Origin of the sequence: Streptomyces sp. MS191, assembly GCF_008042125.1 — a bacterium.
In the GTDB taxonomy this organism is placed as follows: domain Bacteria; phylum Actinomycetota; class Actinomycetes; order Streptomycetales; family Streptomycetaceae; genus Streptomyces.
Window position 1 is genome coordinate 271,671 of the sequence record NZ_RDBI01000065.1, and the last position, 25,578, is coordinate 297,248.

Annotated in this window: 14 protein-coding genes and 6 pseudogenes; 7 read left to right on the forward strand and 13 right to left on the reverse strand. The window is 70.1% G+C overall.

The window, feature by feature from the left end:
• The 7 genes and pseudogenes from EAO71_RS37945 to ngcE form a co-directional block, all read right to left on the reverse strand.
• Positions 1 to 258 (reverse strand): annotated as a pseudogene (locus EAO71_RS37945) (hypothetical protein); the annotation flags it as partial.
• Positions 255 to 1,061: an ATP-binding cassette domain-containing protein gene (locus tag EAO71_RS28105; protein ID WP_147980617.1), complete on the reverse strand. Its 807-nt coding sequence runs from the start codon at positions 1,059 to 1,061 to the stop codon at positions 255 to 257. The pseudogene EAO71_RS37945 and the gene EAO71_RS28105, both read right to left, overlap by 4 nt.
• Positions 1,062 to 1,254: 193 nt before the next feature.
• The gene (locus tag EAO71_RS28110) at positions 1,255 to 2,352 is read right to left on the reverse strand and encodes a substrate-binding domain-containing protein (protein ID WP_399757594.1); all 1,098 of its coding nucleotides are present in this window, start codon (positions 2,350 to 2,352) and stop codon (positions 1,255 to 1,257) included.
• Positions 2,353 to 2,474: 122 nt separating this feature from the next.
• Positions 2,475 to 3,686: an ROK family transcriptional regulator gene (locus tag EAO71_RS28115; protein WP_147980618.1), complete on the reverse strand. Its 1,212-nt coding sequence runs from the start codon at positions 3,684 to 3,686 to the stop codon at positions 2,475 to 2,477.
• A 280-nt stretch (positions 3,687 to 3,966) separates the two neighbouring features.
• Positions 3,967 to 4,908 (reverse strand): carbohydrate ABC transporter permease, encoded by a 942-nt coding sequence (locus tag EAO71_RS28120; protein WP_147980619.1) that lies wholly within the window; start codon positions 4,906 to 4,908, stop codon positions 3,967 to 3,969.
• The gene (locus EAO71_RS28125) at positions 4,908 to 5,837 is read right to left on the reverse strand and encodes a carbohydrate ABC transporter permease (RefSeq protein WP_147980620.1); all 930 of its coding nucleotides are present in this window, start codon (positions 5,835 to 5,837) and stop codon (positions 4,908 to 4,910) included. The genes EAO71_RS28120 and EAO71_RS28125 overlap by 1 nt, the downstream gene beginning before the upstream one ends.
• 115 nt (positions 5,838 to 5,952) lie before the next feature.
• On the reverse strand, positions 5,953 to 7,398 hold the full coding sequence (gene ngcE / locus EAO71_RS28130) for an N-acetylglucosamine/diacetylchitobiose ABC transporter substrate-binding protein (protein ID WP_147980621.1): 1,446 nt from the start codon (positions 7,396 to 7,398) through the stop codon (positions 5,953 to 5,955).
• 422 nt (positions 7,399 to 7,820) lie between these two features.
• On the opposite strand from ngcE, the gene EAO71_RS28135 reads away from it, so the two are divergent.
• Positions 7,821 to 11,642, forward strand: a complete 3,822-nt coding sequence (locus tag EAO71_RS28135) for a GH92 family glycosyl hydrolase (protein ID WP_147980622.1) — start codon at positions 7,821 to 7,823, stop codon at positions 11,640 to 11,642.
• 62 nt (positions 11,643 to 11,704) lie between these two features.
• On the opposite strand, the gene acnA is transcribed toward EAO71_RS28135, so the two are convergent.
• Positions 11,705 to 14,419, reverse strand: a complete 2,715-nt coding sequence (acnA, locus tag EAO71_RS28140) for an aconitate hydratase AcnA (RefSeq protein WP_147980623.1) — start codon at positions 14,417 to 14,419, stop codon at positions 11,705 to 11,707.
• A gap of 210 nt (positions 14,420 to 14,629) precedes the next feature.
• A pseudogene (locus EAO71_RS28145) lies at positions 14,630 to 14,800 on the reverse strand (helix-turn-helix domain-containing protein); the annotation flags it as partial.
• Between the two features lie 3 nt (positions 14,801 to 14,803).
• On the opposite strand from EAO71_RS28145, the pseudogene EAO71_RS28150 reads away from it, so the two are divergent.
• From EAO71_RS28150 to EAO71_RS28165, 3 genes and pseudogenes are all read left to right on the forward strand, one after another.
• Positions 14,804 to 15,199 (forward strand): annotated as a pseudogene (locus EAO71_RS28150) (UDP-N-acetylglucosamine 1-carboxyvinyltransferase); the annotation flags it as partial.
• A 271-nt stretch (positions 15,200 to 15,470) separates the two neighbouring features.
• Positions 15,471 to 15,827 carry a VOC family protein gene (locus tag EAO71_RS28160; protein WP_147980624.1) on the forward strand — a complete coding sequence of 119 codons (357 nt, stop codon included), beginning with the start codon at positions 15,471 to 15,473 and terminating at the stop codon, positions 15,825 to 15,827.
• Positions 15,828 to 15,877: 50 nt separating this feature from the next.
• Entirely contained in the window at positions 15,878 to 17,407 is a 1,530-nt protein-coding gene (locus tag EAO71_RS28165; RefSeq protein WP_147980625.1) for a helix-turn-helix domain-containing protein, read from the forward strand.
• A gap of 91 nt (positions 17,408 to 17,498) precedes the next feature.
• Here EAO71_RS28165 and EAO71_RS28170 read toward each other — a convergent pair.
• From EAO71_RS28170 to EAO71_RS28180, 3 genes and pseudogenes are all read right to left on the reverse strand, one after another.
• Positions 17,499 to 18,793, reverse strand: a pseudogene (locus tag EAO71_RS28170) (MFS transporter).
• 251 nt (positions 18,794 to 19,044) lie between these two features.
• On the reverse strand, positions 19,045 to 19,446 hold the full coding sequence (locus EAO71_RS28175) for a RidA family protein (RefSeq protein ID WP_147980626.1): 402 nt from the start codon (positions 19,444 to 19,446) through the stop codon (positions 19,045 to 19,047).
• The gene (locus tag EAO71_RS28180) at positions 19,443 to 20,555 is read right to left on the reverse strand and encodes an acyl-CoA dehydrogenase family protein (protein WP_147980627.1); all 1,113 of its coding nucleotides are present in this window, start codon (positions 20,553 to 20,555) and stop codon (positions 19,443 to 19,445) included. The genes EAO71_RS28175 and EAO71_RS28180 overlap by 4 nt, the downstream gene beginning before the upstream one ends.
• A 108-nt stretch (positions 20,556 to 20,663) precedes the next feature.
• Between EAO71_RS28180 and EAO71_RS28185 the strand changes: the two genes are divergently transcribed.
• Entirely contained in the window at positions 20,664 to 22,334 is a 1,671-nt protein-coding gene (locus tag EAO71_RS28185; RefSeq protein WP_147980628.1) for an AMP-binding protein, read from the forward strand.
• Between the two features lie 79 nt (positions 22,335 to 22,413).
• The gene (locus tag EAO71_RS28190; protein WP_147980629.1) at positions 22,414 to 23,256 is read left to right on the forward strand and encodes a PaaX family transcriptional regulator; all 843 of its coding nucleotides are present in this window, start codon (positions 22,414 to 22,416) and stop codon (positions 23,254 to 23,256) included.
• 58 nt (positions 23,257 to 23,314) lie between these two features.
• Here EAO71_RS28190 and EAO71_RS28195 read toward each other — a convergent pair.
• A pseudogene (locus EAO71_RS28195) lies at positions 23,315 to 25,492 on the reverse strand (bifunctional salicylyl-CoA 5-hydroxylase/oxidoreductase); the annotation flags it as partial.
• On the opposite strand from EAO71_RS28195, the pseudogene EAO71_RS28200 reads away from it, so the two are divergent.
• Positions 25,488 to 25,571 (forward strand): annotated as a pseudogene (locus EAO71_RS28200) (enoyl-CoA hydratase-related protein); the annotation flags it as partial. The pseudogenes EAO71_RS28195 and EAO71_RS28200 sit on opposite strands and share 5 nt — an antisense overlap.
• Between the last annotated feature and the right edge of the window lie 7 nt (positions 25,572 to 25,578).

Genomic DNA, 25,578 nt, shown 5'->3' on the forward strand with positions numbered 1-25,578 from the left:
CGTCTTCCAGGTGCAGAACAGCAACTTCCTGTCCGCGAGCTCCGTCGCGAACATCGCGGTGTACTCCTCCGGCCTGGGCATCATGGCCGTCGGCATCGTCTTCGTCCTCATCCTGGGCGAGATCGACCTCTCCATGGGTTCGGTCGCGGGCGTCGGCGCCGCCGTCTGGGCCGGCACCGTCGTTTCGGCCGGCGTCGCGGTCTCGGCGGGCGCCTCGCTCTCGGCGGGCGTCTCGGGGGTCTTGGCGAGGTCGCTCACTTCGCGTCCTCCTTCGTGGCCGCTGCCGAGGCCGTACGGGCCTGCCGACGGGTCACGGCGTTGTCCGTGGCACCGGTGATGGCGGCGATGATCGTCTCGTGGCTGGTCTCGGCGACCTTGAAGTCACCGTTGTTGCGGCCGAGGCGGAGCACGGCGACGCGGTCCGCGACGGCGCGGACGTCGGCCATGTTGTGGCTGATGAGGATGACTCCGTGACCGCGCTCGCGCAGCCGCTCCACCAGGTCGAGCACCTGTGCGGTCTGCTCGACGCCGAGGGCGGCGGTGGGCTCGTCCAGGATGACGACCTTCGGGTCGCCGATCAGGGCGCGGGCGATGGCCACGACCTGACGCTGTCCGCCGGAGAGGGCGGCGACGGGGATGCGGACGCTGGGGATGCGGATGGACAGGGTGTCCAGCAGCTCCTTGGCGCGCTTCTCCATCGCGATCTCGTCGAGGACGGACGCGGAGCGCAGCTCACTGCCGAGGAAGAGGTTGGCGACGACGTCGAGGTTGTCGCAGAGCGCCAGATCCTGGTAGACGGTCGCGACCCCGAGGTTCTGGGAGTCGTGCGGCTTGGTGATCTGGACGGGGCGGCCGTCCCACTCGATGGTGCCCTCGTCGATCGGGTGGACACCCGAGATCGTCTTGACGAGGGTCGACTTGCCGGCGCCGTTGTCGCCGACCAGGGCGACAACCTCTCCGGCATGGATCTCCAGTTCGACATCGGTGAGCACCTGGACGGCGCCGAATCGCTTGGAGACCCCGCGCAACGCCAGCACGGGCGTAGCGGACACGTGAATCATCTCCTTCGCCGCCTGACCGGCGGGGATGGTGGTGCAGGGGGAGCACTCGGGGTGCGAGAGAAGTCCGGCGTCCCGCCCCCGCTTGCGGGGCGTTGAACGGGGCGGGAGACGCCGGACCGGTTCTGGCGGGCCGTCCGGAACGCGCGCACGGGGGTACACGCGTGGGGGCCGGACGGCCCGGCCGGGGGGCGGGCTACTTGATGCCCGCCGCCTCGCAGGCCGCCTTGTACTCGGCGGTGCAGATGTCGGCGGCCTTGTAGACGCCGTCGGCGATGATCGTGGAGGCGATCTTGTCCTTGGTGACGACCTGGGCGTCGTACAGCTTCGCCGGGATGTCCTTGAACTCACCGGTCAGGCTGGTGACCTTGGTCGGGACCAGGTCGTCGATCTTCTCGCCCTTGAGGAGCTTGACGGCGATCTCGGCGGTGGTCTCGGCCTCCGGCTTGATCTGCTTGTAGATCGTGAAGGCCTGGTCGCCCGTCAGGAGTCGCTGGAGACCGGCGAGCTCGGCGTCCTGGCCGCCGACCGGGACCTTGATGCCCTGCTTGGAGAGGGCGGTGATGATGCCGCCGGCCATGCCGTCGTTCGCGGAGTAGACGCCCTGGAAGCCCGTCTTGCCCAGCGAGTCGATGGCGGCACCCATCTTCTTGTTGGCCTCGTCCGGGGACCAGTCCGGGATGTCCTGCTCGTAGACGACCTTCTTGACGGCCGAGTCGAGGACGCTGTGGGCGCCCTTCTTGAACAGCGGCGCGTTCGGGTCGGTCGGCGAGCCGTTGATCATGACAACGTTGGCGTCCTTCGCCTTGTCGCCGAGCGCGGCGACCAGGCCCTCACCCTGGAGGCGGCCGATCTTCTCGTTGTCGTACGAGACGTAGGCGGAGATCGGGCCCTCGGCCAGACGGTCGTACGCGACGACCTTCACGCCCTTCTTCTCGGCCTGCTGCACCCAGGACTTGGTGGCCTTGTAGTCGACCGAGTCCAGGATGATGACCTTCACGCCCTGCGTGACGAGCGCGTCGAACTGCTTCTTCTGCGTCTCGGTGTCCTGCGCGGCGTTGTTGTACTTGACCTCGCAGTCCGAGCACAGGGCCTTGATCTTCGCCTCGATGATCGGGCGGTCGAAGGTCTCGTAGCGCGTGGTCTTGTTCTCCGGCAGCAGCAGACCGATGGTCTTGCTGTCGCCACCGCCGTTGCCCGAGTCGCTGTCGCCCGCCTTGCCACAGGCGGCGACGGAGAGAGCCATCGAGACCGCGGCCGTGCCTATGACGATGCGGCGCGTCATTGCGTTCATGTGGGGTTGCCTCCCTGACGAGGCCGCGACGTTGCGGCCGAGGTGGCACGAAGTCAACTCGGCCGCAACACCGACGTCAAGAAGTAAATTCTTAACGAGATGACAACGGTGCCTTTCGTTATCTAAGTGAAGGCAGGCTTGGAGGCGGGCGTCGAGGCCGGCGGGGCACTCTCCAACAGGGTCGAATCGCCCATTTCGCTCAGCACGAGGGCCAGGGCGCCGAGCACCTCGGCCCGGCCGCCGAGCGCCCCGGGGGCGAGTGACAGCTGGCGTGCGGCGCTGGGGATGGCGTACCGCGAGACGGAGTCGCGGATCGGCGCGAGCACCAGCTCGCCGGCCTCCGCCAGATCGCCTCCGAGCACGACACGGCTGGGGTTCAGGAGGTTGCAGAGGTTGGCGATACCGCTGCCGATGTGGCGGCCGACATCCGCCACCACCCGGCGGCAGCCCGGATCGCCCTCCCGCGCCAGCTGGACGACCCGCTCCATGGTCAGATCGGGCCCGTGGCTGGGCTGGAGCAGGGGCAGGACGTAGCGGGCCGCCGTGAAGGTCTCCAGGCAGCCCCGGTTGCCGCAGCGGCACACCGGACCGGACTCGTCCAGGGTGATGTGCCCGATCTCCCCCGCGGTGCCTCCGGGGCCCCGGTAGACGCGTCCGTCGATCACCAGACCGGCGCCGACACCGCTGGCCACCTTGATGTAGGCCAGGTCCTTGACCCCGCGGCCACTGCCCCAGACCAGCTCGCCCAGGGCGCCGAGGTTGGCGTCGTTGTCGACGTACACGGGCACCCCCAGCCGGCCGGAGAGCTCGTCGGCGGGGTTGATCCCGGTCCAGCCCGGCAGGATCGACGTGGAGCCCAGCGTGCCCGAGGAGACGTCGATCGGTCCCGGCACGCCGAGCCCGACGCCGATGACCTTGCCCTGGCCGATGCCGGTGGCCTCGATGAGGCGTTTGACCAGCTGTTCCGCCCGGTCGAAGCCCTCGGCCGAGGACGCGTCGACGTCCAGCGGCTCGGACTCCTCGGCCAGCACCTGGTGGGCGAGGTTGCCCACGGCGACGCGCAGGTGGGTGTGGCCGAAGTCGACCCCGATGACGACGCCCGCGTCGCCCGAGAGCGAGACGCTGCGGGCCCGCCGGCCGCCGGCGGAGGTCGGCGTGACCTCGACCGTTCCGCCGTCCTTCAACTCCCGCACGATGTTGGACACCGTGGCGGCCGACAGGCCCGTGGCACGGGCGATCTCCGCCTGGGTGAGCGAACCGGCCATCCGTACCGCACGGACGACCCGTTCGAGATTGGCCCTGTGCAGAGACGTCTGCGACCCCGGAGTCTCCATCGACTCATCCACTCCCGCCTGTGGTGGGCGGTGCGAGCACCGCCCCGGCCGGGGGCACGCCCGTGTGGACCCCGGCTCCTTCTCCAACTTGTGAACTCTAAGGGGAGCCTTTCGGGGTGTTCCCCGTCAAGACCTTGAGCGGGGCAAGGCTCGGATGAGCCGGGCCGGAAACGCCGCGAGGGCGTACGGACCGAGGCCCCGGCGGTGACTCCGCCGGGGCCTCGACCCGTACGCCCGTTGACCGGGAGGCGCCTCGGAGGGCGGGCGCCCGCGGCCGCGGCTACTTCACCGCGCCGGCGGTGAGTCCCGCCACCACCTGCCGCTGGAAGACGATGTACGCGGCGAGCACCGGCAGCATCGCCATCACCAGGCCGGCGAAGAGTCCGGACCAGTCGCCCTTGTAGCCCTGGCTGACCGCGAGCTGCACCAGGCCCTGCGAGAGCACCTTCTGCTCCGGCTCGGTGTTGAGCACGGTCGGCAGCAGGTACTGGTTCCACTGCCCGAGGAAGTTGAAGATGCCGACGCTGATCAGCCCCGGCTTGGCCATCGGCAGCATGATCTGGAAGAAGGTGCGGGTGTGCGAGGCGCCGTCCACGAAGGCCGCCTCCGCCACCGAGGTCGGCAGGGTGCGGAAGAAGGCCGTGAGGAAGAAGACGGTGAACGGCAGCGAGTAGGCGATGTAGACCAGGATCAGCCCGTGCAGCGTGTTGAGCAGGGCCATGTTCTGCAGGACGTAGAAGAGCGGCACCAGCGCGAGGATGATCGGGAAGCTCATCCCGCCGATGAACAGGAAGTAGATGAAGCGGTTGCCCGGGAACTCGAAGCGGGCCAGCACGTAGGCCGCCATCGAGCCGAAGAGCAGGGTGCCGACCAGTGAGCCGCCCACCACCAGGATGGTGTTCAGGAAGTAGTCGCTCATGTGCGCCTCGGTCCAGGCGCGCGACCAGTTCTCGAAGTGCAGCTTGTCCGGCAGCGCCCAGGGCGAGGTGAAGATCGCCCGGTCGGTCTTGAAGGAGGTCATGACCGCCCACAGCAGCGGCATCACCACCATGATCGCCCAGATGATCAGGACGCCGTGGGAGAAGACGTTGAGCGTCGCGCCCTCGCGCTTGCTCTCCTTGCGCGGGGCGGGCCCGGCGTCCTTCTTCACCAGCACGTCGCCGGCGGTGCGCGGGCCGGGCAGGTCGCCGGTCCCGGTGGACGGGGTGTCGGTGGTCTTCATCAGTACTCCAGCCGCTCGCGCCGGCCGAACCGCATCACGACCGCCGCGAAGGCCAGCGTGACGACGAGCAGCGCGACACCGATCGTTGTTGCGTAGGCGGCCTGACCGTCCCGGAAGGCCTTCTGGTAGACGTACAGCGGCATGACGATGGTGGAGTAGTCCGGGCCGCCGCCGTTGGGGCCCACCGTCATGATCTGGACGACGGCGAAGGACTCCGCGCCGAGCGCCAGGATGCCCATGTAGATCCAGCCGGACTGCACGGTGTCCCAGAGCAGCGGCAGCGTGATCCTGAAGAAGGTGGTGAACCGGTTCGCGCCGTCGAGCAGCGCCGCCTCGTAGAAGTCCTTGGGGATGGACGCCATGCCCGCGGAGAAGAGGACCACGAAGAAACCGACCGTGGACCAGACGAGGACGACCATCACGCAGATCAGGGCGAGGTTCGGGTCACCCAGCCAGTCCGGCTGGACGCTGCCGAGCCCGACGCCCTTGAGCACGGAGTTGATCGCGCCGCTGTTCGGGTTGTACGCGAACTGGAAGAGGAGCGCGACGATCGCGATCGACAGCACCTGCGGGAAGAAATAGACGATCTTGTAGAAGGAGGAGCCGCGGACACCGGCGACGGCCGCTCCCTTCCGGCGCCGACCGCCGACGTTGAGCATGAACGCGAAGAACAGCGCCAGGCCGACGGTCACCAGCGGCAGCACGATCGCGAGGGTCAGGCTGTGCTGGAGCGATTTCCAGAAGACGTCGTCGTCCAGCAGACGGGTGTAGTTGTCGAACCCGACCATCTGGAATTCGGGGCTGAGTCCGCTCCAGTCCGTGAACGAGTAGTAGATGGACTGGACGAAGGGCCATATGACGAACAACGCGTACATGGCCAGGGGGACCGCCAGGAACCCCACGATGAAACGGTACTTGCCGTGTTGCATTCCTACCGACCCCGATCTTCCCGCGGAGAAGCCGCTGGTGCCGTGCGTGGCGTGAGTGCCGGACGCAAGGAGCCGGGGCCCGCTCCCGGTCGGCGGGAAGGGGCCCCGGCACAGCTCACTGGTGCTTGTAGTGCTTGATGGAGGAGTCCTGGGCCGCCTCGTCGGCGAACTTCTGGATCTTCTTGATCGTCTCGGCCGGGGTCGCGCGGCCGGCCATCATCTCGCCGATGCCGGCGACACCGATCTTCTCCTTCTGCAGGGCCACGTACCAGTCCTGCAGGCGGGGGTTGACGACGTTCTGGCCGGCCTTGTCGAGCGCCGCCACACCGGACTTCAGACCCGGGGTCAGGTCGAGGCCGTCGGTGCCGCCGTTGAACGCGGTCAGCGACTTCACGGACTTGGTGAAGTTCTTCGAGGAGGCCTCGCTGAGCATGATGCGCAGCTGCTCCATGCCGCCCTCGACGTTCTTCGCCTTGGCCGGGACGATGAAGGGCTCGCCGCCCGACGCCCAGATGGTGCCGAAGGGCATCTTGTCGGACGCGTCGATGCCGGTCGGCGCCGAGACGGCGAGGTTGAAGTCCGCCGGCATGGTCTTGGCGGCCTCGTTCTCGACCCACGAGCCGTTCGGGATGAAGAGCGCCTTGCCCTCGGTCCAGGCGGTCTGCGACTGGATGTGGTCGAGACCCGGGGTGCCCTGGAGGATGTAGCCCTTCCTCTGGAGCTCGTAGTAGGCCTCGAAACACGCCTTGACCGCGGGGTGCTCCCAGGCCTTCGGCTCCAGGTTGTCGATGGCGTCCAGGACCTCGCGGCCACCGACCTTGGCGATCATCGGGTACAGCGAGAAGGGGATGTAGTACGGGTGCTTGCCGGCGTAGGTCCAGCCCGCGATGCCCTTCTTCTTGGCCTTCTCGCAGACGGCCAGCATCTCGTCCCAGGTCTCGGGGTACTTGGCGTCGAGCGAGTCGAGCGCCTTCTGGGAGTACCAGACGCCGTAGACCGTGTACGCGTAGTACATGATCCAGACCGGGTCGCCGTCGAACTGACCCATCTCCACGATGCCCGGACGCAGGGTGTCGCGGACCTTCTTGGTCGGGTCGTCGATGGAGGCGGCGTCCAGCAGCGGCGTGAGGTCGGCCAGCTGCTTCTTGCCGACGAGGACGCCCATGTCCATCTGCTCGGCGCCCGAGTTGTCGATCAGGTCCGGCGGGTTGCCGCCGTTGAAGCGCGGCTGGAGCTCGGTGGTGATCTTCTGCGTGGCCGCGAACTTGACCTTCGCCTTGGGGTAGTTGGTCTCGTAGACCTTCACCGCGTCCTTGGCGTACTGCTGGCCGAAGCCGCCGTCGAAGAGGACGAAGTCGAGCGGAGCCGACTCGTTCACGCCGAGCGGGTTCTTGTCCGACTTGGTCCCCTTCTCGACCTTGTCGTTGCTGCCGCTGTCGCTGCTCGCGCAGGCGGACAGGAAGCTCATCGTCGGCACCGAGATCAGACCGAGAGCGGCGGAGCGCTTGATCAGATCGCGGCGGCCGAGGCCCTCGTGGTTGTGCGCGGAGGTGGATCCCATGCTCAAGTCCTCGCCTTCATTCAGGACTCAGGCGGTGTACCGGTCGCCCGTACTGCTCGCCTCAGGCGAAGGGCCCCGCCACCGCATTCCATTGCAGCTTGGGTCGTGCAGTCGTCGTTCGAAGTGCTGCGTGGTGCAGCGTCGTGCGTGCGTACGTCGCCCGGTCGCCGTTCTCCCCGACTGGCCCGGACGCCGACAGGTATAGTCCACTTCCCGCCGCCGGAGCAAGATCGAAAGCGGGTTTGAGCGGCAGTCTTTCCCGAGTTGAGACCTCGGGGATATCCGCGACTCATCTGCACCGGTTCATCCCCGGGATTGCCGTGAACACCCTTGACACCCGGCACCACTTGGACCCCTACTGGTTCCTGCGTCTTTCAGTTGACAACGTTGTCTAACTACAGCAGCGGGAGTGACGACACGGTATGCAGGCCCGACTTCGCCCCGGACCGAGACCTCGACAGGCACCCATTCCAGCAGCCGCACTACTGGCGACCGCCGCTCTTCTCGTCGCCGCGACACCCTCCACATCCCTCGCTCTTCCCTCCCGACCGGGCCAGACGGAACGGGAGTTCTCGAATTCCTTCGAGACGAATGAAATCCAGCCGACCTGGCGCAACTCCGTCGAAGTCGGACCGGACGGCACGAAGAAGGCCTCCGGTGTCGACGGCGGCTTCGCCGGCGGAATCCCGGGCAATGTCACCGACCGGGTGACCGCACTGCGCGCCAGCGGCGAGAACGCCGCCTCGGGAGAGACCAAGGAGAACCTGGTCGACCTCCAGAGCGGCACCAAGTGGCTGGTGTTCGAGCCGACCGCGTGGATCGAGTTCGACCTGGACGCCCCCGTCAAGGTCGTCACCTACGCACTGACCTCGGCCAACGACGCCGCCGAGCGCGACCCCCGCGACTGGACCCTGAAGGGCTCGGCGGACGGCAAGGAGTGGAAGGTCCTCGACAGCCGCGAGGGCCAGACCTTCGCCAAGCGCTTCGAGACGAGGACGTTCGACTTCACGAACGACACGGCGTACGCGCACTACCGCCTGGAGATAGCCAAGAACGCGGGCGCGGGCCTCACCCAGCTCGCCGACGTTCAGTTCTCGAACGGGGACACCAGCGTTCCCGTCCCCGAGGAGATGCGCAGCCAGGTCGACCGCGGCCCGGGCGGCTCCCCCACCGCCAAGGCCAACGCCGGTTTCACGGGCACGCGGGCGCTGCGCTACGCCGGCACGCACAAGGCGGACGGGCACGCGTACTCGTACAACAAGGTCTTCGACGTGAACACGGCCGTCGTCGGGAACACCGAGCTGTCCTACCGGGTCTTCCCCGCCCTGGCCGAGACGGACCTCGCCTATCCGGCGACGAACGTGGCGGTGGACCTGGCCTTCACCGACGGCACCTATCTGAGCGAGCTGCGCGCCACCGACACGCACGGCGGGCTGCTGACCCCGCAGGGACAGGGAGCCGCGAAGCGGCTCTACGTCAACCAGTGGAACCAGGTGACCGCCGGGATCGGCCAGGTCGCGGCCGGTAAGACGGTCGACCGGATCCTGGTGGCGTACGACTCCCCGAAGGGACCGTCGAAGTTCCAGGGCTGGATCGACGACGTCTCGCTGCGGCCCCGGGCTCCGGAGAAGCAGCTCGACCGGCTCTCGGACTACGCCTCCACGACCCGCGGGACCAACTCCAGCGGATCGTTCTCGCGGGGCAACACCTTCCCCGCGACCGCGGTGCCGCACGGCTTCAACTTCTGGACGCCGGTCACCAACTCCGCGTCCAAGAGCTGGCTGTACGAGTACGCGCGCGGGAACAACGCCGACAACCTGCCGGCCGTCCAGGCCTTCGCCGCCAGCCACGAGCCGAGCCCCTGGATGGGCGACCGGCAGACCTTCCAGGTCATGCCGTCCGCGGCGGCCGGTGCCCCGGAGACCGACCGGGTCAAGCGGGCCCTCGCCTTCCGCCACGAGAAGGAGACGGCCCGGCCGCACTACTACGGCGTCACCTTCGAGAACGGCCTGAAGGCCGAGTTGGCCCCCGCCGACCACGCGGCGACGATGCGCTTCACCTATCCGGGCCAGGACGCGAGCGTCGTCTTCGACAACGTGACCGAGGAGGGCGGTCTGACCCTGGACCCGGCGACGAGCTCCTTCACCGGCTACTCCGACGTGAAGAGCGGTCTGTCGACGGGCGCCACCCGGATGTTCGTGTACGGCGTCTTCGACGCGCCGGTCACCTCCTCCGCCGCGCAGGGCGTCAAGGGCCACTTCCGCTTCGACGCGGGCGAGGACCGGGCGGTCACCCTGCGCCTGGCGACCTCGCTGATCTCCGTCGACCAGGCGAAGGCGAACCTCGCGGACGAGATACCCGCCGGCACCTCCTTCGAGCGGGTGAGGGCGCGGGCGCAGGACGCCTGGGACGCGATCCTGGACCGGGTCCGGGTGGAGGGGGCGACCCACGACCAGCTGGTCACCCTCTACTCCAGCCTGTACCGGCTGTACCTGTACCCCAACTCCGGTTTCGAGAAGGTCGGCACGAAGCACCGGTACGCCAGCCCCTTCTCCCCCATGACCGGACCGGACACCCCGACCCGGACGGGCGCGAAGATCGTGGACGGGAAGGTGTACGTCAACAACGGGTTCTGGGACACCTACCGCACGACCTGGCCCGCCTACTCCTTCCTCACCCCGGACAAGGCCGGTGAGCTGGTGGACGGCTTCGTCCAGCAGTACAAGGACGGGGGCTGGATCTCCCGCTGGTCCTCCCCCGGGTACGCCGACCTGATGACCGGCACCTCCTCGGACGTGGCGTTCGCCGACGCGTTCGTCAAGGGCGTGGACTTCGACGCGGAGGCGGCGTACGAGGCCGCGCTGAAGAACGCGACCGTCGTGCCGCCGAGCCGCGGGGTGGGCCGCAAGGGCATGGAGACCTCGCCGTTCCTCGGCTACGCCTCGACCGAGACCCACGAGGGTCTGTCCTGGTCGCTGGAGGGCTACCTCAACGACTACGGCATCGCGAAGATGGCCGAGGCGCTGCACAAGAAGACCGGCAAGAAGCGGTACCAGGAGGAGGCGGCCTACTTCCTCTCCCGCGCGCAGAGGTACGTGTCGCTCTTCGACTCCGAGGCCGGCTTCTTCCAGGGCCGCGACCTCAAGGGCGACTGGCGGGTGCCGTCGGCGCAGTTCGACCCGCGGATCTGGGGCTACGACTACACCGAGACCAACGGCTGGGGTTACGCGTTCACGGCCCCGCAGGACTCGCGCGGTCTGGCCAACCTGTACGGCGGGCGGGCCGGCCTGGGCAAGAAGCTCGACACCTACTTCGCCACGCCGGAGACGGCGAGCCCGGAGTTCGTCGGTTCGTACGGCAGCGTCATCCACGAGATGACCGAGGCCAGGGACGTCCGGATGGGCATGTACGGGCACTCGAACCAGGTCGCGCACCACGTGCCGTACATGTACGACGCGGCCGGGCAGCCCTGGAAGACGCAGGAGAAGGTCCGCGAGGTGCTCTCGCGGCTCTACACGGGCAGCGAGATCGGCCAGGGGTACCACGGCGACGAGGACAACGGCGAGCAGTCGGCCTGGTACCTCTTCTCCTCGCTGGGCTTCTACCCGCTGGTCATGGGCAGCGGGGAGTACGCGATCGGGTCGCCGCTGTTCAAGAAGGTGACGCTGCGGATGGACAACGGCCGCACGCTGGTCGTGGAGGCGCCGCGGAACAGCGCGAAGAACGTCTACGTCCAGGGCCTGAAGGTCAACGGCAAGCGCTGGGACTCGACGGCGCTGCCGCACGCCCTGCTGGCCGAGGGCGGCCGGCTGACCTTCGACATGGGTCCGAAGCCCTCGTCCTGGGGCACCGGCGCCGCGGCGGGGCCGGTCTCCATCACGCGGGACGACAAGGTGCCCTCGCCCCGTGCGGACCTGCTGACCGGGACGGGCGCGCTCTTCGACGACACCTCGGCCACGGAGGCGCCCGTCGCGTCGGTGGAGCTGCCGGTGGCGAAGCCGGTCCGCGCGGTGCAGTACACGCTGACCTCGTCCGCCCGGGACCGTGCCCCGGCCGGCTGGGTCCTGCAGGGCTCGGCGGACGGCACGACGTGGACCGATCTGGACCGGCGCTCGGGTGAGTCCTTCGCCTGGGACCGCCAGACCCGGGTCTTCTCGGTCGCGGCGCCCGGCTCGTACGCGAAGTACCGCCTGGTGGCCGCGGGGACGGGCGGCGCGCTCGCGGAGGTCGAGCTGCTGGGCTGACGCCCGGTGACAGCGGAAAGGGCCCGCACCCCCGGACGGGGTGCGGGCCCTTTCGGCGTGTGCTAGCCGCGGATCAGGTTGCGGAGCACGTACTGCATGATGCCGCCGTTGCGGTAGTAGTCCGCCTCACCGGGGGTGTCGATGCGGACGACCGCGTCGAACTCGACACCGGTGTCGGTGGTGACCTTGACCGTGCGCGGGGTGACGCCGTTGTTGAGCTCCTCGACGCCGGTGAAGGAGAAGGTCTCCTCGCCGGTCAGACCGAGGGTCTCGGCCGACTGGCCCTCCGGGAACTGGAGCGGCAGGACGCCCATGCCGATGAGGTTCGAGCGGTGGATGCGCTCGTACGACTCGGCGATGACGGCCTTGACGCCGAGCAGCGCGGTGCCCTTGGCGGCCCAGTCGCGGGACGAGCCGGAGCCGTACTCCTTGCCCGCCAGGATCGCGAGCGGGGTGCCCTGCTCGATGTAGTTGCGGGAGGCGTCGTAGATGAACGACACCGGGGCGTCGTCCTTCGTGAAGTCGCGGGTGTAGCCGCCCTCGGTGCCCGGCGCGATCTGGTTGCGCAGGCGGATGTTGGCGAACGTGCCGCGGATCATGACCTCGTGGTTGCCTCGGCGCGAGCCGTAGGAGTTGAAGTCACGACGCTCCACACCGTGCTCGGTGAGGTACTGGCCGGCCGGGGTGTCGGCCTTGATGGCACCGGCCGGGGAGATGTGGTCGGTGGTGACCGAGTCGCCCAGCTTGGCCAGGACGCGCGCGCCGACGATGTCGGTGACCGGGGTGGTCTCCATCGTCATGCCCTCGAAGTAAGGGGGCTTGCGGACGTAGGTGGACTCGGTGTCCCACTCGAAGGTGTTGCCGGTCGGGATCGGCAGCGCCTGCCACTGGGCGTCGCCCGCGAAGACGTCCTGGTAGGACTTGTTGAACATGTCCTCGCCGATGGCGCTGGCGACGACCTCGTTGACCTCGGCCTCGGTCGGCCAGATGTCGGCCAGGTGGACGGGCTTGCCGTCCTGGTCGACACCGAGCGCGTCCTTGGTGATGTCCACCTTCATGGAACCCGCGAGGGCGTACGCGACGACCAGCGGCGGGGAGGCCAGGTAGTTCATCTTGACGTCGGGGTTGATGCGGCCCTCGAAGTTCCGGTTGCCGGAGAGGACCGAGGTGACCGCGAGGTCGTGCTCGTTGACGGCCTTGGAGACCTCGTCCGGCAGCGGGCCGGAGTTGCCGATGCAGGTGGTGCAGCCGTAGCCGACGAGGTTGAAGCCGACCTTGTCGAGGTAGGGGGTCAGACCCGCCTTGTCGAAGTAGTCGGTGACGACCTTCGAGCCCGGGGCGAGGGTGGTCTTGACCCACGGCTTGCGGGTCAGGCCCTTCTCCACGGCCTTCTTCGCGACGAGCGCGGCGGCGACCATGACGTACGGGTTCGACGTGTTGGTGCAGGAGGTGATCGCGGCGACGGTGACGGCGCCGTGGTCGATCGTGTAGGTGCTGCCGTCGGGGGCGGTCACCTGGACCGGGTTCGACGGGACGCCGTTGGTCTGCGCCGGGGAGTCGGAGGCCGGGAAGGACTCCTCGCCCGCCTCGTCGGCGGTGTCGACGTAGTTGCGGACGTCCTGGGCGAACTGCGCGGCGGCGTTCGCGAGGACGATGCGGTCCTGCGGGCGCTTCGGGCCGGCGATGGAGGGGACGACCGTGGAGAGGTCGAGCTCCAGCTTCTCGGAGAAGTCGGGCTCGGCGGCCGGGTCGAGCCAGAGGCCCTGCGCCTTGGCGTACGCCTCGACGAGCGCGACCTGCTGCTCGGAGCGGCCGGTGAGCTTGAGGTAGTTCAGGGTCTCGTCGTCGATCGGGAAGATCGCGGCGGTGGAGCCGAACTCCGGCGACATGTTGCCGATGGTGGCGCGGTTGGCCAGGGAGGTCGCGGCGACGCCCTCACCGTAGAACTCGACGAACTTGCCGACGACGCCGTGCTTGCGCAGCATCTCGGTGATCGTGAGGACGAGGTCGGTGGCGGTGGTGCCGGGGGTGAGCTCACCGGTCAGCTTGAAGCCGACGACGCGCGGGATGAGCATCGAGACCGGCTGGCCGAGCATCGCGGCCTCGGCCTCGATGCCGCCGACGCCCCAGCCGAGCACGCCGAGGCCGTTGACCATGGTGGTGTGCGAGTCGGTGCCGACGAGGGTGTCGGGGTACGCCTGGCCGTTGCGGACCATGACCGTACGGGCCAGGTGCTCGATGTTGACCTGGTGGACGATGCCGGTGCCGGGCGGGACGACCTTGAACTCGTCGAAGGCGGTCTGGCCCCAGCGCAGGAACTGGTAGCGCTCCTTGTTGCGGCCGTACTCCAGCTCGACGTTCTGGCCGAAGGCTTCCTTCGTGCCGAACTTGTCGGCGATGACGGAGTGGTCGATGACCAGCTCGGCCGGGGCGAGCGGGTTGATCTTCGCCGGGTCGCCACCGAGCTCCTTGACGGCCTCACGCATGGTGGCGAGGTCGACGACACAGGGCACGCCGGTGAAGTCCTGCATGATCACGCGGGCCGGCGTGAACTGGATCTCCTGGCTCGGCTGAGCCTGCGAGTCCCAGCCACCCAGCGCACGGATGTGGTCGGCGGTGATGTTCGCGCCGTCCTCGGTGCGGAGCAGGTTCTCCAGCAGCACCTTCAGGCTGTAGGGGAGGCGGGCCGAGCCCTCCACCTTGTCCAGCTTGAAGATCTCGTACGACTCGTCGCCCACCTGCAGCGTGCTGCGGGCGTCGAAGCTGTTCGCCGACACGACAGTCTCCTTCATCAATGTGCGCGTTCTACCGCCATGCTGCCGCCACGGCTCCACGCCGATCCGCTAAGGTAAGGCTTAGTTAGGTAACCCTTACCGAGTGGGGCGGCTGCGGTGCGCCGCAAGCAGTTATCTCGATGTCGAGATAACTCTAGTGCATCCCCGCCGCTCGGTCATGCCCGGCATGCGTGTGATCGCTCCCATGCCGCGTCAGCCGGCGGCTGCCCGCGTACGCCGGAAGGTACGCCGGTAGGCGTCCGGGGGGACCCCCAGGGTGCGGTTGAAATGGCGGCGCAGCGTCGTGGCCGTGCCCATGCCGGTGGCCTCGGCGACGGCGTCGACGCTGTCGCCGGTGGATTCGAGGAGTTCCTGGGCGCGCCGGGCTTCAAGCTGCCGTACGCCGGCGGCTGCGACCTCGGCACCCGCACGATCGAGCCGCACATGATCGCGCTGCGCCGCTTCGGCCTGGACATCACGGCGACCGAGGGCTCTACCACGCCCAGGTCGAGCCGGCCGTCTCGCCCGACCGCCCGATCGTGCTGACCGAGCGCGGCGACACCGTCACCGAGAACGCCCTGCTCGCCGCCGCCCGCCACGACGGCGTCACCGTCATCCGCAACGCCTCGTCCAACTACATGGTCCAGGACCTCTGCTTCTTCCTGGAGGCGCTCGGCGTCCGGGTCGACGGCATCGGCACCACCACGCTGACCGTGCACGGCGTGCCGCAGATCGACGTGGACGTGGACTACTCCCCCTCCGAGGACCCGGTCGAGGCGGTGCAGCAGCGGGCCGAGGAACATGATGATCGAGCGGGTGCGGATCGCCGCCTCGGCGTCGATCGACTCCATGTCCAGCTCGGCGGGCGGCACGATCTCCAGGTCGACGCCGTCGTTGATCCAGCGGGTGCGCACGCCGATGGAGTTCAGGACCTCCAGCAGGCGGAAGACCTCCTCGATGCGGGCGACCCGGCGCAGCACCGTGCGGCCCTTGTTGTCCCCCGTCCGGGCGCCCACCGATTGCCGGGCCGGCCCCGCGGGGTGACGATCGCAGCATGTTCAGTGGCGCGCACGTGATCCTCCACACCCCGGACGCGGAGGCCGACCGCGCCTTCCTCCGGGACGTACTGGGCTTCCCCCACGTCGACGCCGGCCGCGGCTGGCTCGTCTTCGCGCTGCCGCCCGCCGAGGTGGCCGTCCACCCGGCCGACGGCGAGCCGAAGCACGAGCTCTACCTGATGTGCGACGACATCGTGGGCACGCTGACCGCCCTGGAGGACCGGGGAGCCGAGATCTCACGGCCCGTCAGCGATCAGGGGTGGGGGCTGCTCGCCGCCCTGCGCCTGCCGAGCGGCACCGAACTCCCGCTCTACGAACCGCGTCACCCGACCGCGCACGGCCTGTCACCCTGATGGCCCACCCCCACGACAGGCTCATCTCATATCTGAGATAACGTGACGCCATGGCAGACGACTACCTCGTACGAATCGGCAAGCTCATCCGTGATGCCCGCCAGCATCGCGGCTGGACACAGACCCAGCTCGCCGAAGCACTGGCCACCAGCCAGAGTGCCGTCAATCGGATCGAACGCGGCAACCAGAACATCAGTCTTGAGATGATCGCGCGCATCGGGGAGGCCCTCGACAGCGAGATCGTGTCCCTCGGCTACTCCGGCCCCATGCACCTGCGCGTGGTGGGCCGCCGCCGGCTGTCCGGCGCCATCGACGTCAAGACGAGCAAGAACGCCTGTGTCGCGCTGCTGTGCGGCTCCCTCCTCAACAAGGGCCGCACGGTGCTGCGCCGGGTCGCCCGCATCGAGGAGGTCTTCCGCCTGCTGGAGGTCCTGAACTCCATCGGCGTGCGCACCCGCTGGATCAACGACGGCGTCGACCTGGAGATCGTGCCGCCCGCCGAGCTGGACATGGAGTCGATCGACGCCGAGGCGGCGATCCGCACCCGCTCGATCATCATGTTCCTCGGCCCGCTGCTGCACCGCCTCGACCGCTTCAAGCTGCCGTACGCCGGCGGCTGCGACCTCGGCACCCGCACGATCGAGCCGCACATGATCGCGCTGCGCCGCTTCGGCCTGGACATCACGGCGACCGAGGGGCTCTACCACGCCCAGGTCGAGCCGGCCGTCTCGCCCGACCGCCCGATCGTGCTGACCGAGCGCGGCGACACCGTCACCGAGAACGCCCTGCTCGCCGCCGCCCGCCACGACGGCGTCACCGTCATCCGCAACGCCTCGTCCAACTACATGGTCCAGGACCTCTGCTTCTTCCTGGAGGCGCTCGGCGTCCGGGTCGACGGCATCGGCACCACCACGCTGACCGTGCACGGCGTGCCGCAGATCGACGTGGACGTGGACTACTCCCCCTCCGAGGACCCGGTCGAGGCGATGAGCCTGCTGGCCGCCGCCGTCGTCACCGAGTCGGAGCTGACGATCCGCCGCGTCCCGATCGAGTTCATGGAGATCGAGCTCGCGGTCCTGGAGGAGATGGGCCTCGACCACGACCGCTCCGCGGAGTACCCCGCCGACAACGGCCGTACCCGCCTGGTCGACCTGACGGTCCGCCCCTCCAAGCTGGAGGCGCCGATCGACAAGATCCACCCGATGCCGTTCCCCGGTCTGAACATCGACAACGTGCCGTTCTTCGCGGCGATCGCGGCGACGGCCCAGGGCAAGACCCTGATCCACGACTGGGTCTACGACAACCGTGCCATCTACCTCACCGACCTCAACCGGCTCGGTGGCCGCCTCCAGCTCCTCGACCCCCACCGTGTCCTGGTGGAGGGCCCGACCCGCTGGCGCGCCGCCGAGATGATGTGCCCGCCGGCCCTGCGTCCGGCGGTGGTGGTCCTCCTCGCGATGATGGCGGCCGAGGGCACCTCGGTGCTCCGCAACGTCTACGTCATCAACCGGGGTTACGAGGAGCTGGCGGAGCGCCTGAACTCGGTGGGCGCGCAGATCGAGATCTTCCGGGACATCTGACCCCCTCCCCCGCGAGTGGACCCGAGGACGCCAGGGACGAAGCCGGCCGGCTTCGTCCCTGGCGTCCTTCGTCCCGTCGTGGTCGTACGGGTCAGCCCATGCCCGGCGGGCCCATGCCGCCCTTGAGGCGTTCGATGTCGGAGGCGCGGACCTGGATCACGAAGATCGCGATCAGCGCGCCGACCACGGCGAAGACCGCCGCCGTGACGAAGCCCGCGGAGACACCCGAGGTCAGCACCTGGTCGCTCCAGGGCGGTGGCAGCTGGCCCGTCTTGGCGAACTGGGCCTTCTCCAGCGGGCCGGCCTGGGAGAGGAAGGCGGGGACCTGCTTGTCCGCCTCGTTGCGGCTGGCCGTGCCGAAGACCGTCACCAGGATCGACAGGCCGAGCGAACCGCCCACCTGCTGCATGGCGTTGAGCAGCCCGGACGCGGCTCCCGACTCCCGTGGCTCGACGTTCGACAGGGCCATGATGGTCAGCGAGACGAACATCAGGCCCATGCCGAGGCCGAAGACCAGGATCGGCCCGAGGATGCTGCCCAGGTAGGTCGAGTCCACGGTGGTCAGGGTCAGCCACGACAGGCCGGCCGCGGCCAGGATCGAACCCGTCACCATGAAGGGTTTGGGCCCGTACTTGGGCAGCAGGTTGGACGTGATGCCGGCTCCGACCGCGATGATCGCGCTCACCGGCAGGAAGGCGAGTCCCGCCTCCAGGGGGCTGAAGCCCAGGACCGTCTGCACGAACAGGGTCAGGAAGAAGAACATCCCGAAGATGGCCGCCGCCAGGCAGAGCATGATCGCGTACGTGCCCGACCGGTTGCGGTCGGCGAACATGTGCAGCGGGGTGATCGGCTGCTGGGAGCGGCGTTCGATGAGGATGAACAGCGCCAGGAGCACGACCGCCGCGACGAACGACAGACCGCCGCGAAGACGCCGAAGGCCCGGTTGCGCTCGGGGCCTTCGTCGAAGGTCGTGGTGATCAGGGACAGCGAGGTCGGCGAGGCGATCGCACCGCCGACTCCCTGGAGGGCGCGGGCGGCGAGGAGTTGCCATTCGCTCTGCGCGAGTCCGCAGAAGAGCGAGGCCAGTCCGAAGAGCAGTACGCCGAAGATGAAGACGCGTCGCCGCCCCAGGATGTCTCCGAAGCGCCCGCCGAGGAGCAGCAGGCCGCCGAAGGTGAGGGTGTAGGCGTTGACGACCCAGGACAGGCTGGTCGTGGAGAAGTCCAGGGCGCTCTGGATGTCCGGGAGCGCGATGTTCACGATCGTGATGTCGAGGACCACCATCAGCTGGCAGGACGCGATCACGAACAGGGCGATGCCCTTGCCGTCACTGCCCTTCTTGGAGGTGGCGGTCTGTGCCGGTGTCGTCGGCTTGGGTGTACTCATTGGCGCCTCGGGTTCTCGCCTGGTGAGTGAGCCGTGGGCCGGTCAGTCCACCTTTCGACACTAAGCCCGGGTCCTGTGGGTGACCAGTTGATCAAGCGGTGCCGGGGGCGCGCGCGGGAGCTCCGCGAGCCGCCCTCACGGCGGCAGTTCGGCGGGGCGCCGGCCGTGTTCCCGCGGCGCGACGCCCCGGTCGGTGTGCCGTCCGCGGGCCGTCCGCGGGCCCGTGGCGGCGGCGCTCCCGGCGGTGACGGTCAGTCCAGTACCGCGAAGCCGTCCAGTTCCACGTGGGCCTGGTCGTCCCACAGTCGCACGACGCCGATCACGGCCATCGCCGGATAGTCGCGGCCTGCCGACCGCCGCCAGATGCGGCCCAGTTCGTGGGCGTGCCGCCGGTAGTCGGCGACGTCGGTGACGTAGACGGTGACCCGGGCCAGGTCGGCGGGGGAACCGCCGGCGTGCCGCAGTGCGGTGAGGAGGTTGGCGAGCGCGGTCTCGAACTGCTCGGGCAGGCTCTCCCCCACCACCTTGCCGTCGCGGTCCAGGCTGGTCTGGCCGGCGAGGAAGACCAGGCGGGAGCCGGTGGCGGTGACGGCGTGGGTGAAGCCGGCGGGCGGGGAGAGCTCGGCCGGGTTGTGCCGGTGGAGGGGGCTCATCCGTACAGCTCCTTCGCGATGATCGTGCGCTGGACCTCGGTGGCGCCTTCGTAGATGCGGGGTGCGCGGACCTCGCGGTAGAGGTGTTCGAGCAGGTGGCCGCGCTGCAGGGCGCGTGCCCCGTGCAGTTGGACGGCGGCGTCGACGACGTACTGCGCGGTCTCCGTGGCGAACAGTTTCGCCATGGCGGAGCGGCGGGGCACGTCGGCGGCGCCGGAGTCGTACGCCGCCGCGGCCGCGTAGACCAGCAGGCGGGCGGCCTCGGTGCGGGTGGCCATCTCGGCGACCTGGTGGGAGACGGCCTGGAGGTCGCGCAGGACGCCGCCGAACGCGGGGCGGGCGGCGGTGTGGGCGAGGGTCGCGTCGAGGGCCGCCTGGGCCATGCCGACGGCGAAGGCGCCGACGCTGGGGCGGAAGAGGTTCAGGGTGGTCATGGCCACCCGGAAGCCGCGGTCGGGCTCGCCGAGGACGTCGGTCGCGCCGACCGGCACGCCGTCGAAGACGAGGGAGCCGATGGCGTGCGGCGCGAGCATGTCGAGGGCCTCGCCGGTGAGTCCGGGGCGGTCGGCGGGGACGAGGAAGGCGGTGACGCCGCGGGCTCCGGCGCCGGGGGTGGTGCGGGCGAACACGGTGGCGAAGTCGGCTTCGGGGGCGTTGGAGATCCAGCGCTTCTCGCCGTGCAGGCGCCAGCCTCCGGCGCCGTCGGGGCGGGCCTCCAGGGCCAGGGCGGCGGCGTCGGAGCCCGCGTCGGGCTCGCTGAGGGCGAAGGCGGCGACGGCGCGCCCCGCGACGACCTCGGGCAGCCAGCGGTCGCGCTGGGCGGGGGTGCCGAAGGCGGCGACCGGGTGGGAGCCGAGGCCCTGGAGGGCGAGGGCGGTCTCGGCCTCCGTGCAGGAGTGGGCGAGGGATTCGCGCATCAGGCAGAGGTCGAGGGCGCCGGAGTCGAAGAGCCGGGCGAGCAGGCCGAGTTCGCCGAGGGCGGCGACCAGCGGGCGGTTGACGCGGCCGGGTTCGCCCTTCTCGGCGAGAGGCCGGAGGCGCTCGGCCGCGAGCTCCCGGAGCTCCCCGCAGCGGGCGGTCTGTGCTGGATCGAGCGAGAATACGGGCATTCGGACCCCTGTTTCCGTCGCTTCATCACTTCTATCGCGCACCGTTGACTGTCGTCACCATCACGATACGCTCGATGGGCGACCCCACCACGACAAGGGGACGAACTCATGGAGCTGACCCCCTCGGCGCACCACGACACCTTCGCGCGCGACCATCTGCCGCCCCCCGGGCAGTGGCCGCACCTGCTCTTCGATCTGCCCGGGCTGCGCTACCCGGACCGCCTCAACTGCGGGGCCGAACTGCTCGACCGCACGGTGGAGCAGTTCGGCGCGGACCGCCCGGCCTTCCTGGACGGTGCGGGAAATGTATGGACATACGGACAATTGCGCGAGCGGGTGGACCGGATCGCGCACGTGCTGACGTCCGACCTCGACGTCAAGCCCGGCAACCGGGTGCTCCTGCGCGGGCCCACCACCCCCTGGCTGGCCGCCTGCTGGCTCGCGGTGATGAAGGCGGGCGCGGTCGCCGTCACCGTACTGGCCCAGCAGCGGGCGTCGGAGCTCGCCGTGATGTGCGAGATGGCCCGGTGCAGCCACGCCCTCTGCGACGTCAGGACGGTCGACGACCTGGTGAAGGCCGAGGTCCCGGGGCTGCGGATCACCGCGTTCGGCGGGGACGCCCCCGACGACCTGCTCTCCCTGGCGCTCGCCCGGCCGGCGGTCTACGAGGCGGTGCCCACGGCCGCCGACGACGTGGCCCTGATCGCGTTCACCTCCGGCACCACCGGCCGGCCCAAGGGGTGCATGCACTTCCACCGCGACGTGCTGGCGATCGCCGACACCTTCTCCGCCCACGTGCTGCGCCCCGAGCCGGACGACCTGTTCGCCGGCTCCCCGCCCCTCGGCTTCACCTTCGGCCTCGGCGGGCTGGTCGTCTTCCCGCTGCGGGCGGGCGCGAGGGCCCTGCTGCTCGAACAGTCGGGCCCCAAACAGCTGCTGACGGCGATCGAGGAGCACCGGGTGTCGGTGCTCTTCACGGCGCCGACCGCCTACCGGGTGATGATGGAGGAGATGGACCGCCACGGCGGCCACGACGTCTCCTCGCTGCGTCGGTGCGTCTCGGCCGGCGAGAACCTGCCGGCCGCCACCTGGGACGCCTGGCACGCGCGCACCGGCCTGAAACTGATCAACGGCATCGGCGCCACCGAGCTGCTCCACATCTTCATCTCCGCGGCCGACGGGGCCGTCCGCCCGGGCACCACGGGCCGGCCGGTCCCCGGCTGGCAGGCGCGGGTGGTGGACCGGCTGGGCGCCGACGTCCCGGACGGCCAGGAGGGCCTGCTCGCCGTGCGCGGCCCGGTCGGCTGCCGGTATCTGGCCGATCCCCGCCAGGGCGAGTACGTGCTCGACGGCTGGAACGTCACCGGCGACACCTACGTCCGCGAGGAGGACGGCTACTTCCGCTACGTGGCCCGCGCCGACGACATGATCGTCTCGGCCGGCTTCAACGTGGCCGGACCACAGGTGGAGGAGGCGCTGCTGGCCCACCCGGACGTGGTGGAGGTGGCGGTGGTGGGCGTTCCGGACGAGCTGCGCGGCCAGATCGTGGTGGCGTACACGGTGGTCCGTGACGGGGTGCCGCGGGACGCGGAGACGTCCGCGGCGCTGCGGGCCTTCGTACGGTCCCGGCTGGTGCCGTACAAGAGCCCGCGGAAGATCGTCTTCCTCGACGCGCTGCCCCGGACGGCCACCGGGAAGCTGCAACGCTTCCGGCTGCGCGAGGCGCACGGCGAGGACCGGGACGAGGACCCCCGGCGTGACCGGCTGGGCACACCGTAGGGGCTGTCCCGGCGGTCCTGCCGGGCCCCGGACGGCGCAAGCCCGGCCGGATCGACGAGACACCCCCTAGAGTGATCACGTGGCCGAGCAGCACACTCCCCGTTCCCTGATCGTCTCGCTGTACGGCGCGTACGGCCGCGGCCGTACGCGCGACGAGGCGCCCATGCCGGTGGCGGAGCTGATCCGCCTCCTCGGAGTCCTGGGGGTGGACGCGCCGTCGGTACGGTCCTCGGTGTCGCGGCTGAAGCGGCGGGGGCTGCTGCTGCCGCGGCGGACCCCCCTGGGCGCGGCCGGATACGCCCTCTCGGACGACGCGCGCCAGCTCCTGGACGACGGCGACCGGCGGATCTACGCCCGCGCGGAGCCGGAGCTGTCCGACGGCTGGGTGATCGCCGTCTTCTCCGTCCCCGAGGCGGAGCGCCACAAGCGTCATCTGCTGCGTTCCCGGCTGGCGCGGCTGGGCTTCGGTTCGGCGGCGCCGGGTGTCTGGATCGCCCCCGCGCGGCTGTACGAGGAGACCCGGCACACCCTGGAGCGGCTGGAGCTCTCGTCGTACGTGGACCTCTTCCGCGGCGAGCACCTGGGGTACGCGGCGACCGCGGAGGCGGTGTCCCGGTGGTGGGACCTGCCGGCGATCGCCAAGCTGCACGAGGAGTTCCTGGCCGCCCACGAGCCGGTGCTCCGGGCTTGGACGGCGTCGGCGGGTACGGCCGAGGACGCCTACCGGGACTACCTGTTCGCCCTGGACTCCTGGCGGCGCCTGCCGTACGCCGACCCGGTCCTGCCGGCCGAGCTGCTGCCGGTGGACTGGCCGGGGAGCCGCTCGGCGGCGGTCTTCGCGGAGCTGCACGCGCGCCTGCACGAGGCGGGGGCCGCTTTCGTGCGGGCGGACGGGCCCGTCGACCGTCGTCCGGAGGCATGAGGGCGCACCCGGTCTGGACGGCACCCGTGCGGGGGCCCGGCCGCCGCACGGGCCCGCGTCACGGGCGGGAGCGCAGACTCAGCCGGGGCTTCGGCGCGTCCGTGCGTCCCGTCGGAGGAGGCCGGCTGCCCGCCCGGTACGGGTCGGGCCAGGGCGCGGCCGGGCCCTGGTAGCCCTGTTCGGCCGCCGCGTGCAGGGTCCAGTGCGGGTCGTACAGGTGCGGACGGGCCAGGGCGCAGAGGTCGGCGCGGCCGGCGAGCAGCAGGGAGTTGACGTCGTCCCAGGAGGAGATCGCGCCGACGGCGATGACCGGGACGGCGAGGGCGTTGCGGATCCGGTCGGCGTACGGGGTCTGGTAGGAACGGCCGTACTCCGGACGCTCGTCGGCGACGACCTGGCCGGTCGAGACGTCCAGCGCGTCGGCGCCGTGGGCCGCGAAGGCGCGGGCGATCTCCACGGCGTCCTCGGCGGTGGTGCCTCCGTCGGCCCAGTCGGTGGCGGAGATGCGGACGGTCGTCGGCCGCTCCTCGGGCCACACCTCCCGCACGGCGTCGAAGACCTCCAGCGGGAAGCGCAGCCGGTTCTCGAGGGAGCCGCCGTACGCGTCGGTGCGGAGGTTGGTCAGCGGTGACAGGAAGCCGGACAGCAGGTAGCCGTGGGCGCAGTGCAGTTCCAGCAGGTCGAAGCCGCAGCCGGCGGCGCGCCGGGCCGCGGCGACGAAGGCGTCGCGTACGGCCTTCATGCCGTGCCGGTCCAGGGCGTGCGGGACCTGGTTGACGCCGGGGCGGTAGGGCAGCGGGGAGGCGGCGGTCACCGGCCAGTTCCCCTCGGGGAGGGGTTCGTCGATGCCCTCCCACATCAGACGGGTGGAGCCCTTGCGCCCGGAGTGGCCGAGCTGCACCCCGATCGCGGTGCCGGGTGCGCGCGCGTGGACGAAGGCGGTGACGCGGCCCCAGGCCGCGGCCTGCTCGTCGGTGTACAGACCGGTGCAGCCGGGTGTGATCCGGCCCTGCGGGCTCACGCAGACCATCTCGGTCATGACGAGGCCGGCGCCGCCCAGGGCCCGGGCTCCCAGGTGGACGAGGTGGAAGTCGTTCGGCACGCCGTCCTCGGCCGCGTACTGGTCCATCGGGGAGACGACCACGCGGTTGCGCAGGGTCAGTCCGCGCAGCCGGAAGGGGGTGAACATCGGCGGTGTCCCCGGCGGGCAGCCGAAGTCCCGCTCGACGGAGCCGGTGAACACGGGGTCGCGCAGCCGCAGGTTGTCGTGGGTGACCCGGCGGCTGCGGGTCAGCAGGTTGAAGGCGAACTGGCGCGGCGGCTGGCCGAGATGGCCGGCGATCTCCTCGAACCAGCGCAGGCTGGCCGCGGCGGCGCGCTGGGTGGACTCGACGACCGGGCGGCGTTCCGCCTCGTAGGAGGCGAGGGCCTCGTCCAGGCCGGGGTGTTCCTCGACGCAGGCGGCGAGCGCGAGGGCGTCCTCGACGGCGAGTTTGGTGCCGGAGCCGATGGAGAAGTGGGCGGTGTGGGCGGCGTCGCCGAGGAGGACGACGCGGCCGTGGGACCAGCGTGCGTTGACGACGGTGCGGAACGCGGTCCAGGTGGAGCGGTTGGAGCGCAGCGTCCGGCCCCCGAGCGTCTCGGCGAAGATCTTGGCGCACCGGGAGGTGGACTCCTGCTCGTCCATCTCGTCGAACCCGGCGGCGCGCCACACCTCCTCGCGCATCTCGACGATGACGGTGGAGGAGTCGGCCTCGTACGGATAGCCGTGCAGCTGCATGACGCCGTGCTCGGTCTCGGCGATCTCGAAGCGGAAGGCGTCGAAGGCGAAGTCGGCGGCGAGCCAGATGTAGCGGCAGCGGTGCGTGGTGATGCGGGGCCGGAAGACGTCGGCGTGGGCCTCGCGGGTCGCGCTGTGGACGCCGTCGGCGGCGATCACGAGGTCGTGGGTGGCGGCGAGCCGTGCGGCCGGCGGGGCCTCGGCGCGGAAGCGGAGCCGTACGCCGAGCTCGGCGCAGCGGGCGTGCAGGATCTCCAGGAGGCGGCGCCTGCCGAGCGCGGCGAAGCCGTGGCCGGAGGAGGTGAGGAGCCGGCCGCGGTGGGCGATGTCGATGTCGTCCCACCGGACGAACTCGTCCTGGAGCGCGCGGTACACGGTGGGGTCGGCGTGCTCGATGCCACCGAGGGTCTCGTCGGACAGGACGACGCCGAAGCCGAAGGTGTCCTCGGGTGCGTTGCTGATGAACGGTGAGGACTACGCCGAGTTCCACGCGGCCTTCACCGAGAAGCGCGCCCCCGAGTGGCAGGGCCGCTGACCATGAC

Bases quoted from the DNA above. Each gene is read 5' to 3' on its own strand.
- EAO71_RS28135 (WP_147980622.1), top strand. From the start codon at position 7,821: ATGCAGGCCCGACTTCGCCCCGGACCGAGACCTCGACAGGCACCCATT.
- EAO71_RS28115 (WP_147980618.1), bottom strand. From the start codon at position 3,686: ATGGAGACTCCGGGGTCGCAGACGTCTCTGCACAGGGCCAATCTCGAA.
- EAO71_RS28120 (WP_147980619.1), bottom strand. From the start codon at position 4,908: ATGAAGACCACCGACACCCCGTCCACCGGGACCGGCGACCTGCCCGGC.
- EAO71_RS28175 (WP_147980626.1), bottom strand. From the start codon at position 19,446: ATGAGCCCCCTCCACCGGCACAACCCGGCCGAGCTCTCCCCGCCCGCC.
- EAO71_RS28185 (WP_147980628.1), top strand. From the start codon at position 20,664: ATGGAGCTGACCCCCTCGGCGCACCACGACACCTTCGCGCGCGACCAT.
- ngcE (WP_147980621.1), bottom strand. From the start codon at position 7,398: ATGGGATCCACCTCCGCGCACAACCACGAGGGCCTCGGCCGCCGCGAT.
- EAO71_RS28110 (WP_399757594.1), bottom strand. From the start codon at position 2,352: ATGAACGCAATGACGCGCCGCATCGTCATAGGCACGGCCGCGGTCTCG.
- EAO71_RS28105 (WP_147980617.1), bottom strand. From the start codon at position 1,061: ATGATTCACGTGTCCGCTACGCCCGTGCTGGCGTTGCGCGGGGTCTCC.
- EAO71_RS28180 (WP_147980627.1), bottom strand. From the start codon at position 20,555: ATGCCCGTATTCTCGCTCGATCCAGCACAGACCGCCCGCTGCGGGGAG.
- EAO71_RS28160 (WP_147980624.1), top strand. From the start codon at position 15,471: ATGTTCAGTGGCGCGCACGTGATCCTCCACACCCCGGACGCGGAGGCC.
- EAO71_RS28125 (WP_147980620.1), bottom strand. From the start codon at position 5,837: ATGCAACACGGCAAGTACCGTTTCATCGTGGGGTTCCTGGCGGTCCCC.
- EAO71_RS28165 (WP_147980625.1), top strand. From the start codon at position 15,878: ATGGCAGACGACTACCTCGTACGAATCGGCAAGCTCATCCGTGATGCC.